The sequence below is a fragment of the Teichococcus globiformis genome (assembly GCF_042646265.1).
Classification (GTDB): Bacteria; Pseudomonadota; Alphaproteobacteria; order Acetobacterales; family Acetobacteraceae; genus Pseudoroseomonas; species Pseudoroseomonas globiformis.
The window spans coordinates 414,883-437,865 of sequence record NZ_JBHRTN010000018.1; the positions used below are offsets into that span (position 1 = coordinate 414,883).

The 22,983-nt window shown below is 68.7% G+C and carries 20 protein-coding genes; 7 read left to right on the forward strand and 13 right to left on the reverse strand.

All coding sequences use genetic code 11. The features are described 5' to 3' along the window. Position 1: 1 nt before the first annotated feature. The gene (locus ACFOD4_RS16210) at positions 2–814 is read left to right on the forward strand and encodes a siderophore-interacting protein (protein ID WP_379598045.1); all 813 of its coding nucleotides are present in this window, start codon (positions 2–4) and stop codon (positions 812–814) included. A gap of 100 nt (positions 815–914) precedes the next feature. Here ACFOD4_RS16210 and ACFOD4_RS16215 read toward each other — a convergent pair whose 3' ends face one another. Beyond that, entirely contained in the window at positions 915–1,769 is an 855-nt protein-coding gene (locus ACFOD4_RS16215; protein ID WP_379598046.1) for an EipB family protein, read from the reverse strand. A 108-nt stretch (positions 1,770–1,877) separates the two neighbouring features. Further along, positions 1,878–3,677: an aspartate--tRNA ligase gene (gene aspS, locus ACFOD4_RS16220; protein ID WP_379598048.1), complete on the reverse strand. Its 1,800-nt coding sequence runs from the start codon at positions 3,675–3,677 to the stop codon at positions 1,878–1,880. A gap of 140 nt (positions 3,678–3,817) precedes the next feature. On the opposite strand from aspS, the gene rnd reads away from it, so the two are divergent. Beyond that, positions 3,818–5,005 carry a ribonuclease D gene (gene rnd / locus ACFOD4_RS16225; protein WP_379598050.1) on the forward strand — a complete coding sequence of 396 codons (1,188 nt, stop codon included), beginning with the start codon at positions 3,818–3,820 and terminating at the stop codon, positions 5,003–5,005. Between the two features lie 98 nt (positions 5,006–5,103). Here rnd and ACFOD4_RS16230 read toward each other — a convergent pair whose 3' ends face one another. The 6 genes from ACFOD4_RS16230 to ACFOD4_RS16255 are packed head-to-tail and all read right to left on the reverse strand — an operon-like array spanning position 5,104 to position 12,331. Next, positions 5,104–6,618 carry a Ppx/GppA phosphatase family protein gene (locus tag ACFOD4_RS16230; RefSeq protein ID WP_379598052.1) on the reverse strand — a complete coding sequence of 505 codons (1,515 nt, stop codon included), beginning with the start codon at positions 6,616–6,618 and terminating at the stop codon, positions 5,104–5,106. A gap of 13 nt (positions 6,619–6,631) precedes the next feature. Continuing rightward, positions 6,632–8,962 carry an RNA degradosome polyphosphate kinase gene (locus ACFOD4_RS16235; RefSeq protein ID WP_379598054.1) on the reverse strand — a complete coding sequence of 777 codons (2,331 nt, stop codon included), beginning with the start codon at positions 8,960–8,962 and terminating at the stop codon, positions 6,632–6,634. A 10-nt stretch (positions 8,963–8,972) separates the two neighbouring features. After that, complete coding sequence (locus ACFOD4_RS16240; RefSeq protein ID WP_379598056.1) at positions 8,973–9,695, reverse strand: chromosomal replication initiator DnaA; 723 nt, start codon at positions 9,693–9,695, stop codon at positions 8,973–8,975. After that, positions 9,695–10,870, reverse strand: coding sequence for an AI-2E family transporter (locus tag ACFOD4_RS16245; RefSeq protein ID WP_379598058.1), 1,176 nt, complete (start codon positions 10,868–10,870; stop codon positions 9,695–9,697). Before ACFOD4_RS16245 ends, ACFOD4_RS16240 begins: the two co-directional genes overlap by 1 nt. Next, positions 10,867–11,487 carry a CDP-alcohol phosphatidyltransferase family protein gene (locus ACFOD4_RS16250; RefSeq protein WP_379598060.1) on the reverse strand — a complete coding sequence of 207 codons (621 nt, stop codon included), beginning with the start codon at positions 11,485–11,487 and terminating at the stop codon, positions 10,867–10,869. Before ACFOD4_RS16250 ends, ACFOD4_RS16245 begins: the two co-directional genes overlap by 4 nt. Next, positions 11,477–12,331 carry a hypothetical protein gene (locus ACFOD4_RS16255; RefSeq protein ID WP_379598062.1) on the reverse strand — a complete coding sequence of 285 codons (855 nt, stop codon included), beginning with the start codon at positions 12,329–12,331 and terminating at the stop codon, positions 11,477–11,479. The genes ACFOD4_RS16250 and ACFOD4_RS16255 overlap by 11 nt, the downstream gene beginning before the upstream one ends. Before the next feature lie 75 nt (positions 12,332–12,406). Here ACFOD4_RS16255 and purM point away from each other — a divergent pair, with 75 nt between their 5' ends. Then, positions 12,407–13,480 carry a phosphoribosylformylglycinamidine cyclo-ligase gene (gene purM / locus ACFOD4_RS16260; protein ID WP_379598064.1) on the forward strand — a complete coding sequence of 358 codons (1,074 nt, stop codon included), beginning with the start codon at positions 12,407–12,409 and terminating at the stop codon, positions 13,478–13,480. After that, positions 13,477–14,133, forward strand: a complete 657-nt coding sequence (purN, locus tag ACFOD4_RS16265; protein WP_379598066.1) for a phosphoribosylglycinamide formyltransferase — start codon at positions 13,477–13,479, stop codon at positions 14,131–14,133. Before purM ends, purN begins: the two co-directional genes overlap by 4 nt. 1 nt (position 14,134) lies before the next feature. Here purN and ACFOD4_RS16270 read toward each other — a convergent pair whose 3' ends face one another. Together ACFOD4_RS16270 and ACFOD4_RS16275 are read right to left on the reverse strand one after the other, a co-directional pair. Next, a complete protein-coding gene (locus ACFOD4_RS16270) occupies positions 14,135–15,478 on the reverse strand; it encodes an OmpA family protein (protein WP_379598068.1) in 1,344 nt (447 codons plus the stop codon). Further along, positions 15,441–16,268 (reverse strand): hypothetical protein, encoded by an 828-nt coding sequence (locus ACFOD4_RS16275; protein WP_379598070.1) that lies wholly within the window; start codon positions 16,266–16,268, stop codon positions 15,441–15,443. Before ACFOD4_RS16275 ends, ACFOD4_RS16270 begins: the two co-directional genes overlap by 38 nt. Before the next feature lie 281 nt (positions 16,269–16,549). Here ACFOD4_RS16275 and ACFOD4_RS16280 point away from each other — a divergent pair, with 281 nt between their 5' ends. From ACFOD4_RS16280 to ACFOD4_RS16290, 3 genes are read left to right on the forward strand one after another with little or no spacing between them, the layout of a single operon-like run. Continuing rightward, entirely contained in the window at positions 16,550–17,596 is a 1,047-nt protein-coding gene (locus ACFOD4_RS16280; RefSeq protein WP_379598072.1) for a LacI family DNA-binding transcriptional regulator, read from the forward strand. After that, positions 17,593–18,531: a 3-hydroxyacyl-CoA dehydrogenase gene (locus ACFOD4_RS16285; RefSeq protein WP_379598073.1), complete on the forward strand. Its 939-nt coding sequence runs from the start codon at positions 17,593–17,595 to the stop codon at positions 18,529–18,531. The genes ACFOD4_RS16280 and ACFOD4_RS16285 overlap by 4 nt, the downstream gene beginning before the upstream one ends. Before the next feature lie 23 nt (positions 18,532–18,554). Next, positions 18,555–19,940 carry a GntP family permease gene (locus ACFOD4_RS16290; RefSeq protein ID WP_379598075.1) on the forward strand — a complete coding sequence of 462 codons (1,386 nt, stop codon included), beginning with the start codon at positions 18,555–18,557 and terminating at the stop codon, positions 19,938–19,940. 34 nt (positions 19,941–19,974) lie between these two features. Here ACFOD4_RS16290 and ACFOD4_RS16295 read toward each other — a convergent pair whose 3' ends face one another. The 3 genes from ACFOD4_RS16295 to ACFOD4_RS16305 form a co-directional block, all read right to left on the reverse strand. After that, entirely contained in the window at positions 19,975–20,946 is a 972-nt protein-coding gene (locus ACFOD4_RS16295; RefSeq protein ID WP_379598077.1) for a LacI family DNA-binding transcriptional regulator, read from the reverse strand. 7 nt (positions 20,947–20,953) lie between these two features. Then, positions 20,954–22,240, reverse strand: a complete 1,287-nt coding sequence (gene hisD, locus ACFOD4_RS16300; protein WP_379598078.1) for a histidinol dehydrogenase — start codon at positions 22,238–22,240, stop codon at positions 20,954–20,956. Between the two features lie 100 nt (positions 22,241–22,340). Beyond that, a partial coding sequence (locus ACFOD4_RS16305; protein ID WP_379598080.1) for an SDR family NAD(P)-dependent oxidoreductase occupies positions 22,341–22,983 on the reverse strand: 643 nt, incomplete at its 5' end.

Sequence of the window (22,983 nt, forward strand, 5' to 3'; positions counted from 1 at the left end):
AATGAGCTTCAACGAAATCCTCCCACCGGCAGATCCGCGCGCGCCGCGCCGGCTGCGCCATGAGATCCGCCTGCGGCGCCTGACAGTGCGCGCGGTGCGGAAGCTGACGCCGCACATGCTGCGCATCACGCTGGAAGGGCCGGATCTGGCCGGCTTCCAGAGCCCCGGCTTTGGAGACCATGTGAAGCTGTTCTTTCTGGAACCGGGCCAGGATCCTGCCATCCTGCCGCAACAGGGTCCGGAAGGGCTGGTTTTTCCGGGCGATGAGAGACCAGCGATGCGCGACTACACGCCGCGCGCCCATGATGCCGCCGCCGGCACCCTGGACATCGACTTCGCCCTGCACGAAGCCGGGCCAGCCACGGCCTGGGCCGCCAAGGCACGCCCCGGCGATCGGTTGCTGATCGGCGGGCCACGCGGCTCCCTGATCGTGCCGGTGGCCTTTGACTGGCACCTTCTGGTGGGCGACGACACCGCCCTTCCCGCCATCGCCCGCCGCCTGGAGGAACTGCCGGAAAGCACAAATGCCCTGGTAGTCGCCGAGGTGAACGGACAGGAAGACGAGTATCCGCTGGCCAGCAGGGCGCGAACGACGATCCGGTGGGTGCATCGCGGCGGCAGCCCGGCCGGCGACCCGGCCCGGCTGTTGCGGGCGCTGGCGGAAGCCGAGTTCCCGACCGGCGACTACTTCTCCTTCATCGCCTGCGAGGCAGCAGTGGCAAAGGCAGTGAAAGCACTGATCACGGAGGAGAAAGGCGCTGATCCGCGCTGGATCAAGGCAGCGGGATACTGGACGCTCGGTCAGGCCGGGTGATGTCCCGCCGGAAGGGGCCTCGACCCTTTCCGGTGATGCCCGGCCCGACAGGGAGACCGCCAGCCAGACAACAGGATCCGCCCCTCCGGGCGTGTGGGCGTCAGCAGCCGCCAGGCAGCCGCTCCAGCTTCTCCATCACGCCATTCACGGCGAAGTCGCCGAAATCCATGTTCATCTCGTCGGCCACGCCATTGGCGTAGTAGCGCAGCCCCACCTCGTACTCGGGGGCGCTGACGCCCGCGGCACTGGCGGCATCCTTGCCGAAAAAGGCGATGCGCATCTTCGCGCTGCCTTCATTGACCATCAGCGGAAAACGCGCTTCGGCCTTGCCCGGCGTCCAGCCGCCAAGCACCGTGGTGCTGTCCTGCGCCCCATCCTCGCTGGTCCCGTCGAATAGTGGCGACACCAGCATCTTCTTGCCCGCGCGAGCCAGTTCCAACGTGCGGATGGTGTGGGCCATGGGCAGCAGAGTTCCGGGCGGCAGCGCCACCTCGGTCTGCGCCGGCATCTCGTAGCGGACGGAGCCGCCATCGGCCTCGCTCTTCAGCTCCGCCTCGCCGCTGACGCGCTGGGTGACGGCGCCCTGGGCCGACTGCGTTAGGGTAAAGCGCAGCCGCTTTCCGTCCTTGCTTTCCCAGGTGGAATACTCCGACGCCGTCTCGATCAGCGAGCCGGAGCGGTCAGCCACCGTGAGTTGCAGGCGCTGCCGGGTGGTCCAACCGTCGCAGGCATCCATCACCTCGAACGCCATGGCGCCTTCGGCCCCCATCACCTCGCCGCCCTGGCGAATGCGGTCGAGCTTCAGCACATAGGCCGCCCGGTGTGGAGCGACGGCAGGCGACGACGCGGTGGCCGCGGCGGCAGGGTGCACGGCGGGCGTGGCAAGCGTGGCCAGGAGGCCCGCCACCGCCAGGCGACGAGCAAGCACGGTAACAGCGGGCAGACGCTGGCGCATCGGGCGATCCTTTTCTCGGTCTGGCCCGGACAAACGGCCCGGCCAGGGCCATCCGCTACACTTAGGCGGTCCTGGCCGCTTTGGCAGGGGTTTCGGTAGCGCGGCGCGTCAGCCCTGGGACTTGGCGGCCGGCTTCGCCGGCGGCAGGTCGAGCTTGATCGACAGCTCCTTGAGCCGCGCCGCGTCCACCGGAGCAGGTGCATGCATCATCAGATCCTGCCCCTGCTGGTTCAACGGGAACAGGATGACCTCGCGGATGTTCGGCTCGTCGGCCAGCAGCATCACCATGCGGTCGATGCCCGGCGCCGAGCCGCCATGCGGCGGCGCGCCGTAGCGGAAGGCGTTCAGCATGCCGCCGAACCGGTCCTCGACATCCTGGGCGGTGTAGCCGGCGATCTCAAAGGCACGCACCATGATGTCGGGGCGGTGGTTGCGGATGGCGCCGGAGGACAGCTCGATGCCGTTGCAGACGATGTCGTACTGGAAGGCCTTGATCTCCAGCGGGTCCATCGTGTTCAGCGCCTCCAGCCCGCCCTGCGGCATGGAGAACGGGTTGTGACTGAAATCGACCTGCTTGGTTTCCTCGTTCAGCTCGTACATCGGGAAGTCGACGATCCAGCAGAAACGGAACTCACCTTCCTCGATCAGCTTCAGCTCCTCGCCAAGCTTCGTGCGCACCTTGCCGGCGAATTTCGGTGTCTCGTCCTTCTTGCCTGCGGCGAAGAACACGGCGTCGCCGGCCTTCAGCCCACAGGCCGCGCGGATCGCCTCAACGCGGTCAGCCTCCAGATTCTTGGCGATGGGACCCTTCGGCCCCTCCTCCGCGAACTGGATGTAGCCCAGGCCGCCGGCGCCCTCGGCGCGCGCCCACTCGTTCAGCTTGTCGAAGAAGCCGCGCGGGTTCGCCGCGGCGCCCGGCGCCGGGATGGCGCGGACGATGCCGCCGCCTGCCACCACCTTGGAGAACAGCCCGAAGCCGGAATCGCGGAACGGCTCGGTGACATCGGTGATCTTCAGCGGATTGCGCAGGTCCGGCTTGTCCGAGCCGTAGTCGAGCATGGCGGCGTCGTAGGCGATGCGCGGGAACGGCGCGGGCGTCACCTTGCGGCCACCGCCGAACTCGTTGAACACGCCTTCCATCACCGGCTCGATCGCCGCGAAGACGTCTTCCTGGGTGACGAAGCTCATCTCGAAGTCGAGCTGGTAGAACTCGCCCGGGGAGCGGTCGGCGCGCGAGGCCTCGTCGCGGAAGCAGGGGGCGATCTGGAAGTAGCGGTCGAAGCCCGCCACCATGGCCAGCTGCTTGAACTGCTGCGGCGCCTGCGGCAGGGCGTAGAAGGTGCCAGGATGGTTCCGCGACGGCACCAGGAAGTCGCGCGCGCCCTCGGGCGAGGAGGCCGTCAGGATGGGCGTCTGGAACTCCGTGAAGCCCTGCTCGATCATGCGGCGGCGGATGGAGGCGATGACGCCCGCGCGCAGCATGATGTTGCGATGCTGCTTTTCCCGCCTGAGGTCCAGGAAACGGTAGCGCAGGCGCAGCTCCTCAGGGAATTCCTGCTCGCCGGCCACCTGGATGGGCAGCACCTCCGCGGCGGATTGCACCTCAAGCGACTGCACCCGCAGCTCGATGGCGCCGGTAGGCAGCTTGTCATTCACCGTAGCGCCTTCGCGCGCCACGACCTCGCCCGTCACCGTGATGACGCTTTCGGGACGGATGGCATCGGCGGCGGCGAAAACTTCGGAGCCCGCGGGGATGACGCACTGCGTCAGACCGAAATGGTCGCGCAGGTCGATGAACAGCAGACCGCCATGGTCACGCTTGCGGTGCACCCAGCCGGAAAGGCGGGCGGTCTTGCCCGAATCGCTGGCGCGCAGCGCGCCGCAGTTGTGGGTGCGATAGGCGTGCATGGATCGATCAAACCCCGGGGATCAGACGCAAAGGGCCGCAGAAGGGGCGCTAGACCCGCCCCTGTCAAGGGAAAGCACGCCTGAGGCAGCCGCGCGTGGCGCACTTTCCGGCTCGGCGTGGCTTCGCTAAACCCTTGTGCATGAGTCGTCGCACCACCGCGCAGGATCCGGACCCGGTCCTCATCACCACCACCGAGGCGCTGGCCGAGCTTTGCGCCCGCCTGCGCAGCGAGTCCTTTGTCACGGTCGATACCGAATTCATGCGCGAGCGGACCTATTGGCCTGAGCTCTGCGTCGTGCAGCTCGGCGGGCAGAACGACGTCGCCGTGATCGACGCGCAGGCCGAGGGCATCGACCTCGCGCCGCTCGGCGAATTGTTTGCCGACCCTGCCGTAACCAAGGTGTTCCACGCGGCGCGGCAGGATGTGGAAATCTGCATCATCCGCTTTGGCGCGCCCCCTCGCCCACTGTTCGACACCCAGATCGCCGCCATGGTGGCAGGCTTCGGCGACCAGGCCTCCTATGACAGCCTGGTGCGCGGCCTGGCCAATGCCTCGATCGACAAGGCGCACCGCTTCAGCGACTGGTCGGCCCGTCCCCTTTCGGCGGCGCAGATCAACTACGCCGCTGCCGACGTGACCCATCTGCGCCGCGTCTACACCGCCCTGGTGGAGCGGCTGACGCAGGATGGCCGGCTGTCATGGGTCGCCGAGGAAATGGCTGAGCTGACCGACCCGGCCACCTACCGGCAGGACCCGGAGACCGCCTGGGAGCGGCTGAAGCCCCGCACCGGCAACCGCCGCTACCTGGCCGCTATCAAGGCCGCCGCGGCCTGGCGCGAAAGGGAGGCGCAGCGCGTCAACATTCCCCGGCAGCGCCTGGTACGCGACGAGACGCTGCTGGAGATCGCGGCCACCCAGCCCGCCACCGCGGCCGAACTGTCCCGCGCACGCGGCATCACCAAGGGCTTTGCCGATGGCAAGGCGGGTGCCGGGCTGCTGGCAGCACTGGCGGAGGCGAAGGCCCTGCCGGATTCTGCCTTGCCCGAGCCGCCACGCGACCCTCGCCAGCAGGGCGCGCCGGCCTCCCCCGCCCTGATCGCGCTGCTCAAGGTGTTGCTGGCGGCAAAGGCCGAGGAGCACCATGTGGCGCCACGCCTGATCGCCAGCAGCGACGAGCTGGAACGGCTGGCAACGGAAGCAGAGCCGCAGATCCCGGCCTTGCATGGGTGGCGGCGACAGATCTTCGGGCAGTCGGCGCTGGCATTGAAAGGCGGCCGCCTGGCGCTGGGAGTCGAGGGACGCAAGGTGAAGCTGATCCAGAGCTGAGGCGGATCAGTGCCGTGCCTCCGGCGGGTCCGGGCCTGAGCGGTTCGGCCCTCAGGCTCCAGCGCGCCGCACGAGGGGGCAGTCCGCTCCGCCCCGGCTCAGACGCTGCCGGGAGCGAGCTCGACCACGGCACTGAGGCCCAGCGTGGCCGCCAGCGTTTCCACCCGGCGCTGCACGCTGTCGCCGGCAAAGACGCCGCCTCCCTCCACCAGCCGCAGGGTCAGCGTTTCGGCTGTTCTCGACAGGCTTGCGCCCTTCAGCAGCGAAGGCGTGCCGCCGGACAAGGTATAGGCCAGCCGCAGCGCGGCCCCCAAAATCTCCGCCCGGTGCAGCGATACGCTGTCCAGCAGCATCCGGGCAGTGTGGAGCCAGGCCGCGTCGCCTTCCTGCTCGTAGCGGAGGGCCACGGCGAGGGCGAGAAAAGCCCGCTCATGGTGGTCCAGCCCGATGCCGGGCTGCCGCAGCACGCGCAAGAAGCTTTGCTCCGCGCGGTAATCCGGATGGTCGTGGCTGCCGATGTCCGACAGCCAACACGCCGCCTCGCACAGCGCGGTGGCGGCGGAGCTTTCCTCCGCGAAGAGCGGCGCGGTCCAGGTGCAAAGCGCGGCCGGCAGTTCCGTGTCGCGGCCATAACGTGCGGCCATCTCGCGCCCTGCCGTCAGCAAAGGGTCTTCCCGCCGGGTCGCAGGGTCCAGTTGCACGGCGTACCAGCCTTCCCGCAACCCGTTTGCGCTGAAGACAACACGCCGCGCGCCCGTAGCCCGCAGCAGGCGGCGCAGCGCCACGGCGGCGAAGGGCAAGTCCTGCAGGCGCTTGGACGGAGCCCCCGGCAGCTTCTCCAGAGTCCGCCGGGTGGCACCCATCACCAGGCCGCAGAGATCGCGCGCCTCTTCCCGCCGCAGCACATAATGATGCACGATGGATAGCGGATAGGAGGTCTGGGCGATGTGGATCTTGGCCAATGCCCGCCAGGCGCCGCCGACCAGGTAGAGGTCCCGGTCCCTGCCGTGCTCCAGCCAAGGCAGCCGGCCCAGCTCGGCTTCGGCGATGGCGCGGGCACGGGTGACGTCGCCCTCCGCGCGGTCTGCCAGGCGGATGGCGCCGAGCGGCAGCGAGGCCATGGCGCCGGCACGCCCCTGTGACAGTTCCACCAGCTCCAGCGACCCACCGCCCAGATCGCCCAGGATACCGTCCGCTCCCGTGAAGCCGAGCAGCACGCCCTCCGCCGAGAGCCGCGCCTCTTCCTCGCCTTCCAGAATGCGGATGGGAACTCCCGGCATGCGCTTGGCAATGGCGGCGGCAAATTCCGGCCCGTTCTCCGCATCGCGCACCGCGGCGGTGGCCAGCACCTCCAGCGGCGCCACACCCATGCCCCTGGCAATGGCGGCGTAGCGCTCCAGCACCGTCAGCGCCTGAGGCACTGCCTCGTCATTCAGCCGGCCGGTGGTCTGCAGCCCGCGTCCAAGGCCCAGCACCGCCTTCTCGTTGAAGATCGCCAGCGGATTTCTCCCCCGACCCTCGAACACCACGAGGCGCACCGAGTTGGAACCCAGATCGACGATCCCGCTGCGGGGGGGATGCGCCAATCCAGCGGCGGGGGGAAGGCTGTCCAAGATGCGATTATCCCTAGTCCTGCGTCACGCGGTCCTGCCGCCGGCGAACCGGGTCGGCGGGGGCCGCGGTCCGCTTCAAAGCACTGCCCCGCCCCGAGAGCGAGGGGTTTGTCATGAAATACTCATGGGCCGACACCGGTTGCGCACCCGGGGGCAGGCGGCGCCAGCAGGCGTCGGGCCGGAGCTGCCAGGATTGCGCCGTGTCCTTGAGGCTGGTGACCATGATCTGATCGACGATCTGGGCATGCACGGTGGGGTTCTCGACCGGCACCATGGTTTCCACGCGCCAGTCCATGTTGCGGGCCATCCAGTCGGCGCTGGAGATATAGACCCGAGCCTTGCGCGACGGCAGGCGCTGCCCGTTGCCGAAGATGTAGACGCGGGAATGCTCCAGGAAGCGCCCGACGATGGATTTCACCCGGATGTTGGACGACAGGCCGGGCACGCCCGGGCGCAGGCAGCAGATGCCGCGCACCACGCAATCCACCTTCACCCCCGCTTCCGATGCGCGGTAGAGCGCATCGATCAGCTGCTCATCCACCAGGGAGTTCATCTTCAGCCAGATGGCGCCGTGCCGGCCTTCCCGGGCATGGGCGATCTCCTGCTCAATGAGGCCGAGCAGGGCCGGGCGGATGGTGAGCGGCGAGAAGGCGAGCTTCTCCATCGCTTCGGGCCGCGCATAGCCGGTCATGAAGTTGAACAGCTTATGTGCATCCCGCGTCAGGGCAGGGTCGGCGGTGAAGAAGGACAGGTCGGTGTAGATGCGCGCCGTCACCGGGTGGTAGTTGCCGGTGCCGAAATGCGCGTAGGAACGCAGGATGCTGCCTTCGCGTCGGGCAATGAGCGACACCTTGGCGTGGGTCTTGAGGTCCACGAAGCCGTAGACCACCTGCACTCCGGCCGCTTCCAGCTCCCGCGCGAGGGCGATGTTGCGCTCCTCGTCGAAGCGCGCCTTCAGCTCCACCATGGCGGTGACCGACTTGCCGAGTTCCGCGGCCTCGATCAGGGCGCGGGCGATCGGGCTGTCTCGGCTGGTGCGGTACAAGGTCTGCTTGATGGCGACGACGCTCGGGTCGCGCGCCGCCTGGCGCAGGAACTGCACCACCACGTCAAAGCTTTCGTACGGGTGGTGGACCAGGATGTCCTTGGCCCGGATCGCCGCGAAGCAGTCGCCGCCGAAATCCAGGATGCGCTCGGGAAAACGCGGGGTATAGGGAGTGAAGAGCAGGTCCGGCCGATCATCCACGATCAGCTGCTTCAGGTCCGCCATGCCGAGCAGCCCTTCAACAACAAAGATCTCGGCGCGCGGCGCGTCCAGCTCCTCCACCACGAAATCCATCAGGTCCGCTGGCATCCCGGCATCCACCGAGAGCTGGATGGCGCGGCCACGGCGGCGGCGCTTCAGCGCACTCTCATAGGAGCGGACGAGATCTTCCGCCTCCTCCTCGAACTCCACATCGGTGTCGCGGATCAGGCGGAACAATCCCTGCTCGGCATTCACGTAGCCGGGAAACAGGCGCGGCAGGAACAGGGTGATCAGGTCCTCCAGCCGCAGGAAGCGGATCGGGGCGCTGCCCACCGTGGCCTGGGCCACATCTTCCGTGGTCGGCAGGCGGATGAAGCGCTCGATCTGCGGCGGGATGGGCAGCAGGGCGCGCATGGTCCCGCCATCCTCCTCGCGCACCATCTTCAGCACCATGCAAAGCGAAAGATTGGTGATGAAGGGGAATGGGTGCGCCGGATCCACCGCCAGCGGTGTGAGCACGGGAAAGATGCGGTCCTGGAAGTAGGTTTCCAGCCAGTGACGCTCGGCCTCCGTCACCTCCTCCGGCGCGCACACAACGATGCCGGCCTGCCGCATCTGGCCGCGCAGTTTCTGCCAGGTGGCCTGCTGCTCGTTGGTCAGGCGGGCCGCGCGGGCATGCACGGCGGAAAGCTGCTGGCCCGGTGTGCGGCCATCCACGGAGGAGGGCTGGATGCCTGCCCGTTCCTGTCCCACGAGCCCCGCAACACGGACCGAGTAGAACTCGTCCAGGTTCGACGCCGAAATTGCCACGAAGCGCAGCCGCTCCAGCAGCGGGTGGTTCGGATTCGCGGCCTCTTCCAGCACGCGGGCATTAAAATCCAGCCAGGACAGCTCGCGGTTGATGAAGCGCTCGGGCGAGGCCGGGTCGATGGCCGGTATCGTCGGTTCCCTGGCGGCGGTGCGGACGGCACCGTTGCGGCCATTGCGCGGGAGCGCAGGCTGGATGCCGTGGGCATCCTGCACGGCGGTTTCCGCAGTGGAGGGTTCGGCGGCGGCTTCGTTCTGCGGCATGTCGGCGGATCTGGCTTCGCTGTCCATGGGCGACAGCCTACAGCAAGGGCGGTGCAGCCGGCGAGGCGGCGTCGGAAAACTCCATGGAAACGTCATCGGCGCCGCTGAAGCCAGGCCAGTCGGCGAGAGCCGCGCGGGCAAGGGCCCGGGTCACTGCTCCGCCCGCGGCCAGCGCCGCGCGGTCCAGCCGGGCGGCGGCGGCGGCGATGGCGGCGGCCTCGCGCGGCAGGCGCGCCAGCAGCCAGTCCTGCACGACCTCGGATACGCGCAGTTGCCGCTCGGCGAAATGGCGGGCCAGCAGAGTCGCCAGCAGGGCATCCGATGGCTCACCGATGCCCACGGCCGCCGTGGCACGTAACCGGCTGGAAAGGTCCGGCAATTCCACTGGCCAACGGGCCGGCGGGCTGCGGCCGGCCAGCAGGAGCGGCAGGCGCTGCGCGGCGCAGGCATTGATCAGGTGGAACAGCGCCGCTTCCTCGGCCGCGGCATCGGCATCGTCGAGCACCGTGGGCGCCGGTTCCGGCACGCCGCGCAGGGACGGTCCGTTCAGCACCCGCCAGCCATGCGCCGCCGCCTGGAGGCGCAGAAGGTGCGACTTGCCCACCCCTTCCGGACCGAAGATCGCCAGCCGGCCGACGGGCCATTCCTCTACGCGTGCCAGCCAGGCCCTCGCTTCGGCATTGGATCGGTCAGGCAGCACCTCGCCACGAAACAGGCTCGGCAGGTGAAGCGGCAGGGCCAGTTGGCGGTCGGCCAGCATCACTCTCCTGTTCGCGGCGGATCGAGGTAGAGCGGGCTTTCCAGGTAGCGGCGGATCCAGTAGCGCGCCAGCACGCCGATGGCCGCCGCCATGGGCACCGCGAGCAGCACGCCCAGGAATCCGAAGGCCACGCCACCGGCGAACAGCGCGAAGATCACCCACACCGCGTGCAACTCAACCCGGTCGCCCAGCAGGCGGGGGTAGATGATGTACCCCTCGACGATCTGCCCGGTGACAAACACGGCAGCCACCAGCGCCACTCCGTTCCAGGTGCCGAACTGCCCGACCGCCAGCAGCAGCGCCGTGGCCAGCCCCGTCATGGAGCCGACATAAGGGATAAAGGACAGCAACCCCGAGGTCAGCCCGACCATCAGCCCCAGCTCGAGCCCTACAGCAGACAGGCCGATGGCGTAGTACACCGCCAGCATGGCGCAGCAGAGCAGCTGCCCGCGCAACCAGGCCGACAGCACACGGTCTGTGTCACGCGCGAGTTGCCGGAGCGTGGCGGCATAGCGGCGCGGCAACAGCCGCTCGATCCGCAGCATCATGCCGGTCCAGTCGCGCAGCAGGTAGAAGGCCACCACCGGAGTGACCACCACCAGGGTGAAGACCGAGAAGAGGGCGTAGCCGCCGCCGATCAGCCGGGTCGCCGCCGTGCCGAGGAAGGACAGGATGGCACCGACCTGGGACACGGCGAGGTCGCGCAGCCTGGTGTCGAACACCTCCGGACCGAAGCGCTGCTCCAGCGCCGCCACCGCCTCCTGCACCGCGGCGCCGACGCCGGCGATGTAGCTCGGCAGCCGAGCCAGCAGCGTGCCGACCTGGGAGATCACAAGGGGGTAGAGCAACAGGAGGGCCAGCAGCGCCAGCGCCATCAGTCCCGCGACCAGCAGGAGCGAGGCCAGGCCGCGCGGCATGCCGAGGCGGTGCAGCCGCGTCGCCACCGGGTCCAGGAAATAGGCGATGCAAGCGGCCAGCACGAAGGGCGTCAGGATGGCCGAGAACAGCCAGAGCAAAAACAGTACCGCCAGCCCCAGCCCGACGGCCAGCGCGATGCGCTGCCCGCGCGTGGCGTTGCGCATCCGCGCCGGGCGCAGGCCAAGGGTGGGCGGCAAGCGCGCCGGTGCGGAAGGCGGCTCGCGGGGCGGCAGTGTTGGCGGGGTCTGCGGCTTCATTTCGGTGCTTCCGGCCCCTTGCCGGCGTCATCGGCCGGCCCGCCGCGCAGGGCATGGACGACGTAGGCGAGGCCGGACAGCAGGGTGGTCGCCGCCACCGCCCAGATCAGCCAGTCGAGCACCCTATCGCCGGGCAGCGCGAAGCCTGCCACCAGCAGGGCCGCAGCCGCCAGCAGGATCTGCGCTGCCGTGTTCCACTTCGAGATGCGCAGAGGCGCCATCCGCGGCACCGTGCCGAGGTAGCCGAGCAACACCACCCCTCCCATGATCAGCACGTCGCGGAACACCACCAGCATGGCCAGCCAGTCGGGCAGCACGCCGCGCCAGGCCAGCCCGATATAGGTGCAGATCAGCAGCGCCTTGTCGGCCAACGGGTCGAGCGCAGCGCCGAAAGGCGATTGCACCTGCCACCGGCGGGCCAGCCAGCCATCCAGCGCATCCGAAAGTCCTGCGGCTGCGAATAGGTAGAAGGCGTGATCCAGCCGGTCGTGGATGATCAGCCAGAGCGTGGCCGGAACGGCGCAAAGCCGGGCCAGGGTGATGGCATTGGGCAGCAGGCGCAGAAGCCCGCCCCCGGCCGCCCCTGCCCCGCTCCGTTCCGCCGGCTCAGAGCCCACCCGTCAGCCCGAGTTGCCAAACCATTTCGTTCTGCCCCCCGGACGCGCCCCCCGGGTTCACGGGCGGTGCCGCGGCGCCAGGGGCAACCGGCGGCGCCGCGGCACCCCAGGGCACCGGCGGCGGCAGCCGGCCTGGAATGGCTGCGGGCTGCGCGGCGGGGCGCACGGCGCCGCCATCCAGGGGCAGCACCGAAAGGCCGGAGGTCGGCAGGACCTGCGCGGCGCTGGCCGCATCCCGGCGCAGGCCCAGCCTCAGCCTTGCACCGTCCACGGCAATGGATTCGATGTCCACCGTCGCGATCTCCGGGCTGACCGCCAGCCGGCGCCGGATCTCCAGCCAGTCGCGGAAGCCGCCATAGCGAACATCGGCCTGCACATGGCCGACGGCCGGCGCGCGAGGCACCACGGGTGGAGCGGCGGCGCCGGTGCCGACCGCAGCGGTGCCGGATGTTCCTCCCCCTGCCCCCGGCAGGCGGTTGGGATTGAAGTTCACCGTGAGCCGGCCGTTGTAGCCGGTGCGACTGGTCCGCTCTTCCTCAACAATGATGGAGCTGACCATGTTGTCGATCTGGCTGTCACTCAACCCACGGGGCAAGCCCATCTCGCTGGCCATGCGCTCATAGGCGATGCGCTGCGCCGAAGCGATGGCACGGGTACGGGCGATCACGGCGTTCTCCGCCGTGGCCTCGGCCGGCACCCCGCGCTGGGTGGTGGCGCTGATCACGGCAGGGGAAGCGACATCGGTCAGGGGCGGCAGGGCCTGTGCGCCCGCGGGCTGCGAAACCGCTCCGCAACCCAGCCCCATCACGACAGCGGTTGCGGCGAAGCGCCGAAAATGTTGCATTCCGCCCCCTTGGATGCCCGGGATCGCGATCCAGTTCCGTCCGGGTCTTTTGCGCATAGCCGATCGGGCCCCCCCATGACCAGTCTCACCTACCGCGACGCCGGCGTTGACATCGAAACCGGCGACGCCCTTGTCGATGCCATCAAGCCCCTCGCCCGCTCCACCGACCGAAGCGGCACCATGGGCTCGCTGGGCGGCTTCGGCGCGCTGTTTGACCTGAAGGCGGCCGGCTACACGGACCCCGTCCTGGTGTCCTCCACCGACGGCGTCGGCACCAAGCTGAGGCTCGCCATCGACACCGGGATGCATGACGCGGTGGGCATCGACCTGGTTGCCATGTGCGTCAACGACCTTGTCGTGCAGGGTGCCGAGCCACTGTTCTTTCTGGACTATTTCGCCACCGGCAAGCTGGAGCTGGCGCAGGCCCGCGCGGTGATCTCCGGCATTGCCGAAGGTTGCCGCCAGGCGGGCTGCGCGCTGGTGGGCGGCGAGACCGCCGAGATGCCGGGCATGTACGCCAAGGATGATTACGACCTGGCCGGCTTCTCCGTCGGTGCGGCGGAGCGGGACGGCCTGCTGCCGAAGCCCGATGTGGCGCCAGGGGACGTGGTACTCGGTCTCGGCGCCTCGGGCGTGCATTCCAACGGCTTTTCACTGGTGCGGCGCATCCTGGCCGCCGCCAACCAGGGTGTGAACAGCCCCGCCTCCTTCGGCACGGCGGGCGAGACGCTGGGCCAAGCGCTGTTGGCGCCGACCCGGATCTACGTGAAGTCCGTGCTGGCGCTGCACAAGGCGAAGCTGCTGAAGGCCGCGGCCCACATTACCGGCGGCGGCCTGCCGGGCAATTTGCCGCGCGTGCTGCCCAGGGGCACGGTGGCCGTGCTCGACGCCACGGCGTGGACCCTGCCGCCGGTGTTCGGTTGGCTGGCCCGCCACGGCAATGTGGCGCCGGAGGAGATGCTGCGGGTCTTCAATTGCGGCATCGGCATGTGCCTGGTGTTGAAGCCCGCCGATGTGGATGCCGCCACTACCCTACTGACCGATGCGGGCGAAACGGTGTTCACCCTCGGCACCATCCAGGCCGGGGATGAAGGCGCCGCCCCTGCCGTGCGGGTGGAGAACCTGTCGCCCAACTGGCCGGCCGCATGACCAACCGCCGCCGCACCGCCATCCTGATCTCGGGGCGGGGCAGCAATATGTCGGCCCTGTTGCAGGCCGCGGCCGACCCTGCCTACCCGGCCGAGATCGTGCTGGTGCTGTCCAACCGGGCGGATGCCGCCGGATTGGCCCGCGCCGAGGCCGCCGGCATCTCCACAGCGGTTGTGGAATCCCGCCGCTGGGGTCGCGACCGTGCCGCCTTCGAGGTGGCCATGGAGGAGGTGCTGGCGGCGCGGGGCGTGGAGCTGATTGCGCTGGCAGGCTTCATGCGTGTGCTCACCGAGGGCTTCACGGCGCGCTGGGCCGGACGGATGCTGAACATCCATCCATCCCTGCTGCCGGCCTTTCCCGGGCTCGACACCCATGCGCGGGCGCTGGCGGCCGGCGTCCGGCTGCATGGGTGCACCGTGCATCTGGTAACGCCCGGCGTCGATGAAGGGCCGATCATCGCCCAGGCCGCCGTGCCCGTACTGATGGACGACAGCGAAGCCACCCTGGCCGCACGGGTGCTGGAACAGGAGCATCGCCTGTATCCCGCGGCCCTGGGCTGGGTGGCGTCCGGCATCGCCCGGCTGGACGATGGGCGGGTGGTGTTGCATGCGCCCCCCGGACCCAGCGCCGGAGCGCTGCGCAACCCCGGTTGAGCTATCGTGCCGCCTGACGGATGGGGCAGGCCTCCGTGATGAACTCGACCCGGCGATCCAAAGCGTCGGTCAGATCATCGGTGCCGGTGCCGATCAGCGGCATGCTGGCGCCAAGGCCCTGCGCTTCCGTCCGCTGCGCCAACACCGGGCGCTGCTCCACGAGTTCCTGGCGCACCGTCTGGGCACGGCCCAGCGAAAGGCGCTCGTTCCAGGCTGTTGCGCCGGTGGGGCTGGCATGGCCGTTGAGGTCGAGGCAGATGTTGCGCGGAGCGGAGCGCTCGGCGATCTGCCGCAGCCACATCGGATAATCGCCGCTGATTTCCCGGTTCGGCCAGAAAGCCGTTGTGCCGGGGCGGAACAGGAACTTCACCGCCAGCGTGCCGTGATCGAGCCCGTAATCCACGACCCGGCCGAAAGCCTGCTCGGCGGCATCGGCCCGGCCCATAGCCCGGTTGCTGAGATAAGCGCCGTTGCGTGCCTTCAGCGCGTCCCCGCCAGGCTGCGCGGCCGCCGCCTCGTAGGAGACCAGCGCCGCCTCGTACCGTCCGGCCTCGTAGGCCCGGATGCCGTCGGCGAGCTGGGCCTGAGCCTGCAGCGCCTCCAGGTAGCGCGGATCAATCGGCTCTCCGGGATCGCGGGCGCAGGTCTGCAGATAGGCCTCGGTGATCGTTTCCGCCGCCCAGGCCGGGCTGTCGCGGAAAAAGGCGGTGGGCGTCGGGTCCACATTCTCGGCCCGCACCCAGGCGGTCTCGTGCGACACCACCTTGCCGGTGCGCAGATCGCCCAGCACGGCCCAGATGCGGTAAGTACCGGGACGTGCGTTGCTGCTGGCCGGGATGATGCCGGGACCAGCCACGGCCGTGATCGCGCCCATCAGGACGATCGGCTGCTGCGCAAGGCTCTCCGTTCCGAAAGGACGCAGCGCGAAATCGGGATAGCGGGTGCGGACGATCTCCGCCATGCGCGTTTCCATGCCGCGCGTGGTGGTGTTCTGGCTGCCGGTGGCACGGTCGATCAGCGGATCGATCACCAGGTCGTAGCGGCCCGAGCCGGTGGGCGGGTCGATCCGCGCCCGGTCGAACAGCGACACTGTCAGGTCGCGCACCGCATCGTCCAGGCTCTGCGCCTCCCGCGATGGCTTGGGTGCATCAGCCACGCGCATGGGAAGCTCCACGCCGGCGCGAGTGCTACCTCCCTGCCCTCCCGGCAGGGCACATCCGGCCAGCAATCCGACGCCCAGCGAAGCTGCCAGCACCGGTGCGCGCCAGAACCCCCGCAACAGTGCCCCCCGGGACCACGCGGGCCGGTCAGCGGCACCCTTCGCGCAGGAAGTTCTGGTCTGCATGTGACGGTTCCTCTCCAAGCTGCGCCCTGAGAACAATGGCGCGACAGCGTTGTTGCAGCCCTACCGTCATCGGCCGGACCGCGACGGAAGCCTGCCTCACCTGTGCGGATAGGCGCTGATCCCGCGTCGCAACCGCAGCGTGCGCCGAGCGGACAGCCGGTTCCTGTGCGCGTGACGCCATGTCAGGCGGCACCGCCCGCAGGGCCAGGGCCGTGTCGGCGGATCTCGCAATGTCGGGCACCGGAACCGGCGCGACCGCGAGGCCCTCCGGCGCGGCTTGTCCCGGCAGGACGGGCGGAGCGGCGACACGGCCGGACGCCGCGACCTCCGGCTCGGCAAGGGCGGCAATCGAAGGCTGCTCCTGAAGGGGCACGTCCTCGACGTCAGGCGAGCCCAGTGCCTCCAGCGGCGGCCAGACGTTTCGGCCGCCCTGGATGCGATCCAGCTGGGCATCCAGCGCGTCCGCCTGACGCAGAAGCTGCTCCACTTCCGCCAGCAAGGCGTCGCGTTCGGCCTCGCCGCTATCATGCTGCAAGGCCGCAGGTTCGTCGGACCGCTCGAACAGCGGAGCCTCGGGCGCCGGTGATGGCGACAGGGTGGCGATGCGCGCCTCGACCCGCTGCTCAGCGGCAGGGGTGGTGTGCAAACCGGACCATACCAGCGTGCCCAGCGTCACCGTCAGCCCTGCTGCCAGACCCAAGGCAACACCCGGCATGATCACGCCAGTGATCGTTCTTTCCCAGACGGGCCGCTGCCGGGGCGAGACCGACTTCCGCGACGTATTTTCCATGGCGGAACTCCGGCTATCCAGGCCCTCATGTAGACACGCCGCGCACAGAGGCCATCAACCTCCGGTGGGAAGAGCAATACTGCGGCACTTCTCACGCATCTGTTATGTCCGGCGGACCGGAGACCCTCCGAAACCACCAGGATCACGAATCTGTCATCTGCGGCACATTGACTTCGCCGGCGCATCCGAGAACGTTCTCTGCAGCAAAGACGGCCGAGAAAGGGCCGCGCAGAGGAACAAGTTCATGAGAGCACAGCCAGAGGGCGCGCCGGGATCATCCCATGCCTAGCAGGCCGTCGCAGCGCGTCACCATCAAGGATCTGGCCCGGGAGATGGGCGTATCCGTCGCCACCATCGCGCGGGCCTTCCACCCCGAAGCCGACATCGCCGTCGCCACCCGCGCCGCCGTGCTGCGCCTGGCAGCCGAACGCGGCTACCAGCCCGATGCCCTGGCTCGCAGCATGATCACCGGCCGCACCCGGATCGTGGGTGTGGTGGTGGCCGACCTGGAAAACCCCTTCTATCCGATGGTGCTCGCCTCGCTCAGCGCCGCGCTGCAGCCGGCCGGCTTCAACACCATGCTGGTGGTGGCAGAGGCGGGCGGGCCGGTGGACCCGGCGCTGCGGCTCCTGCTGTCCTACCGTCCGGAATACGCCATCATCCTCGCCACCAACCTGACCACCGAGGCGACCCGCACCTGCGCCGCCGCGCAGGTGCCGCTGCTCTACTTCAACCGGGCGCCGCTCGACACGGATGCGCGCGCGGTGGTCTGCGATAATCTGGGCGGCGCAGGGAGCCTGGCCCGTCACATGATTGCCGGCGGTATGCGGCACCCGGCCTTCATCAGCGGCCGCGCCGACACCTCGACCAACCAGGAACGCCATGAGGGCTTCCGCACCGCCTGCGAAGCAGCAGGCCTCACCGTGCGGGAGGAAGCGGCGCAGTCCTTCACCTATGCGGCCGGGCAGCAGGCGGCGCGCAGGCTGCTCTCCTCCGGCGAGCGGCCGGACGGCATCATGGGCGCCAGCGACATCCTGGCGCTGGGCGCGGTCGATGTCGCCACTCGCGAATTCGGGCTGCAGATCCCGCGCGACCTGATGGTGGCGGGGTTCGACGACATCCCGATGTCGGCCTGGCCGGCACACGACCTGACCACGGTGCAGCAGCCGGTCACCGCCATGGTGGAGCGCACCCTGGCCTGGATCCGCGACGAACCCTGCGAGGGCGGCACGCTGCGCCTGCCCGCCCGGCTGATCATCCGCGGCACCACGCGGACGGAGCCGGCCGCGGAGCGGACATGCAATGACATGAAGGAGGAGCGCGCATGAGCGCATTGAAAACGGTAGCGATTGTCGGCGCAGGGCTGGTGGGCTCCGGCTGGGCGCTGGTTTTCGCCCGCGCCGGTGCCGCGGTTCGCGTCTATGACGCGGACGCCTCGCTGCGCGCCCGCGCACCCGCGCGCATCCGTCAGATGCTGCAGGACATGCAGGGCGCCGGGCTGATCGCCGATGTTGAGGCGCCACTGTCGCGTATCACCATCTGCGACACGCTGCCCGAGGCCGTGGGAGCCGCCGACTACATCCAGGAATCCGTCCTGGAGCGGGTGGATGTGAAAACCGCCGTCTGCACCGAAATCGATGCGGCGATGCGCGCCGATGCGATCTGCGGATCTTCCTCCTCCGGCATTCCCGCCTCGGCCTTCACGGAAGGGCTGGCCAAGCGCAACCGCTTCCTGGTCGCGCATCCGGTGAACCCGCCGCACCTCGTGCCGCTGGTGGAGCTGGTGCCGGCACCTTGGACCGATGCCGGCATCCTTCCCCAGCTGCGCCAAGCGATGGAGGGCTGGGGGCAGGCGCCGATCGTGGTGAACGCCGAGATCGAGGGCTTCATCCTGAACCGTCTGCAGGGCGCATTGCTGAACGAGGCCTGGGCACTGTACGAGGCGGGCCTGGCCTCGGCCAAGGATATCGACCTCACCGTGTCGAAAGGGCTCGGCCTTCGCTGGGCCTTCATGGGCCCCTTCGAAACCATCGACCTGAACGCGCCTGGCGGCATCGCGGATTACTCGGCGCGGCTGGCGCCGCTTTACCACAACATCGCTGTGTCCCGTGCCAACCCGCAGCCCTGGTCGCAAAAGGCGATCAGCAGCGCCGAGACCGAACGCCGCGAGACCCTGCCGGCCGACAAGCTGCAGGAACGCACGGACTGGCGTAACCGGCGACTGATGGCGCTGGTCGCGCATCTGCGCGCGCAGCCTGAATAAAGCCAACTACCGGAGAAATCCCCTTGCTCGGCATTTTCGCGATCCTGCTGTCTTTAGCAGGGCTCATGTACTTTGCTTATCGTGGCTACAGCGTGCTCTATCTTGCTCCCATCATGGCTGCCGTGGCGGTGGTGATGGCGCAGGGCGGTCCGCTGCTCGCAACCTATACCCAGATCTTCATGACCAGCCTCGGCCGCTATGTCGTGCTGTTCTTTCCCATCTTCCTGCTGGGCGCGATCTTCGGGAAGCTGATGGCGGATAGCGGCTCTTCCACCACCATTGCGCACACCATCGTGCAAAGGCTTGGCGCCAAGCACGCGATCACCGCCGTCACCATGGCCTGCGGCGTGCTCACCTATGGCGGCGTGTCGCTGTTCGTCGTCGCCTTCGCCATCTACCCGATCGCGGCGGCGCTGTTCCGCGAGGCCCAGGTGCCCAAGCGCCTGATCGCGGGCGCCATCGCCCTGGGGTCCTTCACCTTCACCATGACCGCGTTTCCAGGCACGCCTGCCATCCAGAACGCGATCCCGACCCGCTTCTTCGGCACCACCACCTTTGCCGCCCCGGGCCTTGGCCTGATCGCCGGCTGCATCATGCTGTTCGGTGGCCTGGCCTGGCTGCAGATGCGCGCGAACCGGGCGAAGGTGGCAGGCGAGGGCTATGGCGACCACCAGGAGAACCTGCCGCAATTCGAGGAAGGGGAGCGCCCGGGCTTCGCGCTCTCCATGCTGCCCATCGTCGTCGTGATCGGCCTGAACGCGCTGTTCTCCCTGATCGTCTTCCCGCGCATGGACCTCGGCTACCTGGCGCAGCAGGTCTACGGCAATGTGTCGCCCACCGCCGTGATCGGCACCTGGGCGCTGATCGTGGCACTGGTGGGCGCCATCCTCACCGTGTTGATCCTGCAGCGCCGCCACCTGCGCGACGCGCAGAAGACGCTGAACGAGGGCACGACGGGCTCGATGCTGCCCATCTTCAACACGGCGAGCGAGGTGGGCTACGGCGCCGTCATCGCGTCACTGGCCGCCTTTGTGGTGGTGCGTGACTTCGTTGTCGGCATCGCACCCGAAACGCCCACCATTTCGCTGGCGATCGCGGTCAATGCGCTGGCCGGCATCACCGGCTCCGCCTCCGGCGGTCTTTCCATCGCGCTCGATACGCTCGGGGCCACCTATCTGGAACGGGCCAACGCGCTCGGCATCAGCCCGGACCTGCTGCACCGCATCGCCGCCATCTCCTCGGGTGGCTTCGATTCGCTCCCCCACAACGGTGCGGTGATCTCGCTTCTCACCATCACCGCCCTCACCCACAGATCCTCCTACGGGGATATTTTCGTGGTGAACCTGGTGATCCCTGTCTGTGCGCTGATCGCCATCATCATCCTTGGTGCGACCTTCGGCGCCTTCTGACCATCGAAGATCCGGGGGGAGCCAAATGCTCCCCTCAGAGGGACTTTCTCTCCACCAACGTCGCGGGCAGTCTTTCCGCCCGCGACGCCCCCGCCTCACCGGCCAGCCGGGCCCGCAGCAGCGCCACGGTGCACGCGATCATGTCCGCCACAGGCTGCCGTAGCGTGGTCAGCGCGTAGGCCGGCCAGGCGCCCATGGGAATGTCATCGAAGCCGATCACCGATACGTCGGCCGGAACGGCCAGCTCCAGGCCATTCCGCAAAGCGTCCAGCCCCCCCAATGCCAGAATGTCATTGGCGAAGAAGATGCCGTCCACTCCGCCCAGCTTCAGGGCGGCCCGATGTCCGGCCTCATAGCTGAAGTCTCCAGCCTCGACGCGCATCGGCGCAATGCCCTGCGCAACCAGCACCTCGCGAAATCCGCGCTCGCGGTCCTGGCTGGTGGAGGTGTCCGGCCGACCGGCCACATAGGCCAGCTTCCGGCGCCCGCGGCCCAGCAAGGCCTCAGCCGCCGCGCGTCCGCCCGCCACATTGTCGCACGACACGCTGTCCAGCTTCGTCGGCCCGATGGCCGTGCGGTTGAACAGCACGGCTGCACGCCCATCGCCCAGCCAGTGCGAGGCACTGGCCGAGGACAGGCTGGCCGAGGTCAACACCACCGCATCCACGTGATACTGCCGCAGCATGGGCAGCGCGTCGTCGGCGCTACCGCCGGGCGGGACCGTGATCAGCAGCGACTGCAACCCCGCATCCGCGAGCGCGGCGCTGAGCTGTTCGAGAACGCCAGGATAGAAGGGGTTGGTCAGCTCCGCCATGACGATGCCAACCAGCGTGCTGCGTCGCCGCGACAGGGCGGCGGCAATGCCGTTCGGGCGGTAGCCCGCCTCCTCAGCCGCGCGGAGGATGCGCGCGCGCATCTCGGGCGCGACCGAGGCGCCGGGGCTGAAGGCCCGCGACACCATGGATTGCGAGACGCCGAGGCGGCGCGCCAGGTCGCGCGCCGTCACCGGCAGCTCAGGCGGCGTTCTTGCCGCCATAGCGCCGCACGCGGATATCCGCCTGTTCCTTGTGACCCGCAAAATTCTCGATGGCGCAGAGACGCGAGCAGTATTCCCCAACCATCGCCGAGGCTTCCGGCTTCACCGTCTGCCAAGTACAGGTCTTGATGAACTTGCCGACCCAGAGGCCGCCCGTGTAGCGCGCGGCCTTCTTGGTCGGCAGGGTGTGGTTGGTGCCGATCACCTTGTCGCCGTAAGCGACGTTGGTCTCGGGGCCGAGGAACAGCGCGCCGTAGTTGCGCATGTTGTCACGGAACCAGATCGGATCCTTGGTCATCACCTGCACATGCTCGGAAGCGATGTCGTCGGCCACCTGCAGCATCTCCTCATCGGTGTCGCAGAGGATGACCTGTCCATGGTCGCGCCAGGAAACGGAAGCGATGTCGGCGGTCGGCAGCACCTTGAGCTGGCGCTGGATCTCTTCCTCGATGTCCTCGGCGATCTTCTTCGACGTCGTGAGCAGCACGGCCGGCGAGGTCGGGCCATGCTCGGCCTGGCCCAGCAGGTCGACGGCGCAGAGCTCCGCATCCACCGTGTCATCCGCGATCACCAGCGTCTCGGTCGGGCCGGCGAACAGGTCGATGCCGACGCGGCCGTAGAGCTGGCGCTTGGCCTCGGCGACAAAGGCGTTGCCGGGTCCGACCAGCATGTCGCAGGGCTTCACCGTCTCGGTGCCGATGCCCATGGCGGCGACGGCCTGGATGCCACCCAGCAGATAGATCTCGTCGGCGCCCGCCATCGCCATGGCGGCGACGGTGGCCGCGGGTGCCACGCCGTTCAGCGGCGGGGTGCAGGCGATGACGCGTGGCACGCCGGCGACCTTGGCGGTCAGCACGGACATGTGGGCGCTTGCCACCATCGGGTAGCGGCCACCCGGGATGTAGCAGCCGACGCTTTCCACCGGGATGTGCTTGTGGCCCAGCGTCACGCCCGGCAGCGTCTCGACCTCGACATCCTTCATCGAAGCGCGCTGCACCTCGGCGAAGCGGCGGATCTGCGCCTGGGCGAATTTGATGTCCTCGATCACCTGGGCCGGGAGGCTGGCGATCAGCTCGTCGATCTGCGCCTGCGACAGGCGAAAGCTCTCCGGCGACCACTTGTCGAACTTCTCCGACAGCTCGCGCACGGCGGCGTCGCCCCGCGCCTCCACGTCGGCCAGAATGCCCTCAACCGTTTGGCGCACCTTGCGGTCGTACTCGGCCGTCTCGGCGGCCTCCGCGCCCTTTTTCAGATAACGGATCATGGCGTGCTCTCCCCTTCTGCGCTGGCGTGCAGGCCACACCATGGACTGGCATTGCATACGGATGCAAGCCCGTTATGCATCCGTATGCACAGGCTGGCGCTTACTCCGCGGTCCAGCCTCCATCCAGCATCAGGGCGCTACCCGTCATCAGGGCCGCCGCATCGGACGCCAGGAACACCACCGGCCCCATCACATCCTCGACCACGCCGATGCGGCCGATCTTGATCTTGGTCAGCACCCAGTCGCGGAACTCCGGCTTCTCGAAGAACGGCCTGGTCATCGGCGTTTCGATGAAGGTCGGGCAGACGCTGTTGACGCGGATGCCATGGGCGCCGAGCTCCACCGCCATGGCCTTGGTCAACCCCTCGATGGCGTGTTTGCTGGCGCAGTAAACGGTGCGGCCCGGCCCGCCCACATGGCCCATCTGCGACGAGACATGGATGATGGAGCCGGGCCGCCCCGCCGCGACCAGCCGCTTCGCCACCGCCTGCGCGACAAAGAAGGCCGAGCGGACATTCAATGCCATCACTGCATCGAAATCTTCCGGCGACACCTCGATAAAAGGCGCCGGGCGATTGGTGCCTGCATTGTTCACCAGGATGTCGAACGGCTCGGCTGCGCCCAGCGTGGCGGTCACCGCATCGAGATCGCCTACGTCGAGCACCATGGCCTCCGCCTGTCCGCCAGCCGCGCGGATGGCGGTGGCCGCGGCCTCGATCTCGGCGGCGCTGCGCGCGGCCAGG

What these genes read in the sequence shown, in the direction of transcription:
- ACFOD4_RS16275 (WP_379598070.1), bottom strand. Translation starts at nt 16,268, where the DNA reads ATGGAAAATACGTCGCGGAAGTCGGTCTCGCCCCGGCAGCGGCCCGTC.
- ACFOD4_RS16285 (WP_379598073.1), top strand. Translation starts at nt 17,593, where the DNA reads ATGAGCGCATTGAAAACGGTAGCGATTGTCGGCGCAGGGCTGGTGGGC.
- ACFOD4_RS16215 (WP_379598046.1), bottom strand. Translation starts at nt 1,769, where the DNA reads ATGCGCCAGCGTCTGCCCGCTGTTACCGTGCTTGCTCGTCGCCTGGCG.
- ACFOD4_RS16280 (WP_379598072.1), top strand. Translation starts at nt 16,550, where the DNA reads ATGCCTAGCAGGCCGTCGCAGCGCGTCACCATCAAGGATCTGGCCCGG.
- ACFOD4_RS16255 (WP_379598062.1), bottom strand. Translation starts at nt 12,331, where the DNA reads ATGCAACATTTTCGGCGCTTCGCCGCAACCGCTGTCGTGATGGGGCTG.
- hisD (WP_379598078.1), bottom strand. Translation starts at nt 22,240, where the DNA reads ATGATCCGTTATCTGAAAAAGGGCGCGGAGGCCGCCGAGACGGCCGAG.
- ACFOD4_RS16240 (WP_379598056.1), bottom strand. Translation starts at nt 9,695, where the DNA reads ATGCTGGCCGACCGCCAACTGGCCCTGCCGCTTCACCTGCCGAGCCTG.
- purN (WP_379598066.1), top strand. Translation starts at nt 13,477, where the DNA reads ATGACCAACCGCCGCCGCACCGCCATCCTGATCTCGGGGCGGGGCAGC.
- purM (WP_379598064.1), top strand. Translation starts at nt 12,407, where the DNA reads ATGACCAGTCTCACCTACCGCGACGCCGGCGTTGACATCGAAACCGGC.
- ACFOD4_RS16235 (WP_379598054.1), bottom strand. Translation starts at nt 8,962, where the DNA reads ATGGACAGCGAAGCCAGATCCGCCGACATGCCGCAGAACGAAGCCGCC.
- ACFOD4_RS16245 (WP_379598058.1), bottom strand. Translation starts at nt 10,870, where the DNA reads ATGAAGCCGCAGACCCCGCCAACACTGCCGCCCCGCGAGCCGCCTTCC.
- ACFOD4_RS16270 (WP_379598068.1), bottom strand. Translation starts at nt 15,478, where the DNA reads ATGCAGACCAGAACTTCCTGCGCGAAGGGTGCCGCTGACCGGCCCGCG.
- ACFOD4_RS16210 (WP_379598045.1), top strand. Translation starts at nt 2, where the DNA reads ATGAGCTTCAACGAAATCCTCCCACCGGCAGATCCGCGCGCGCCGCGC.
- rnd (WP_379598050.1), top strand. Translation starts at nt 3,818, where the DNA reads ATGAGTCGTCGCACCACCGCGCAGGATCCGGACCCGGTCCTCATCACC.
- aspS (WP_379598048.1), bottom strand. Translation starts at nt 3,677, where the DNA reads ATGCACGCCTATCGCACCCACAACTGCGGCGCGCTGCGCGCCAGCGAT.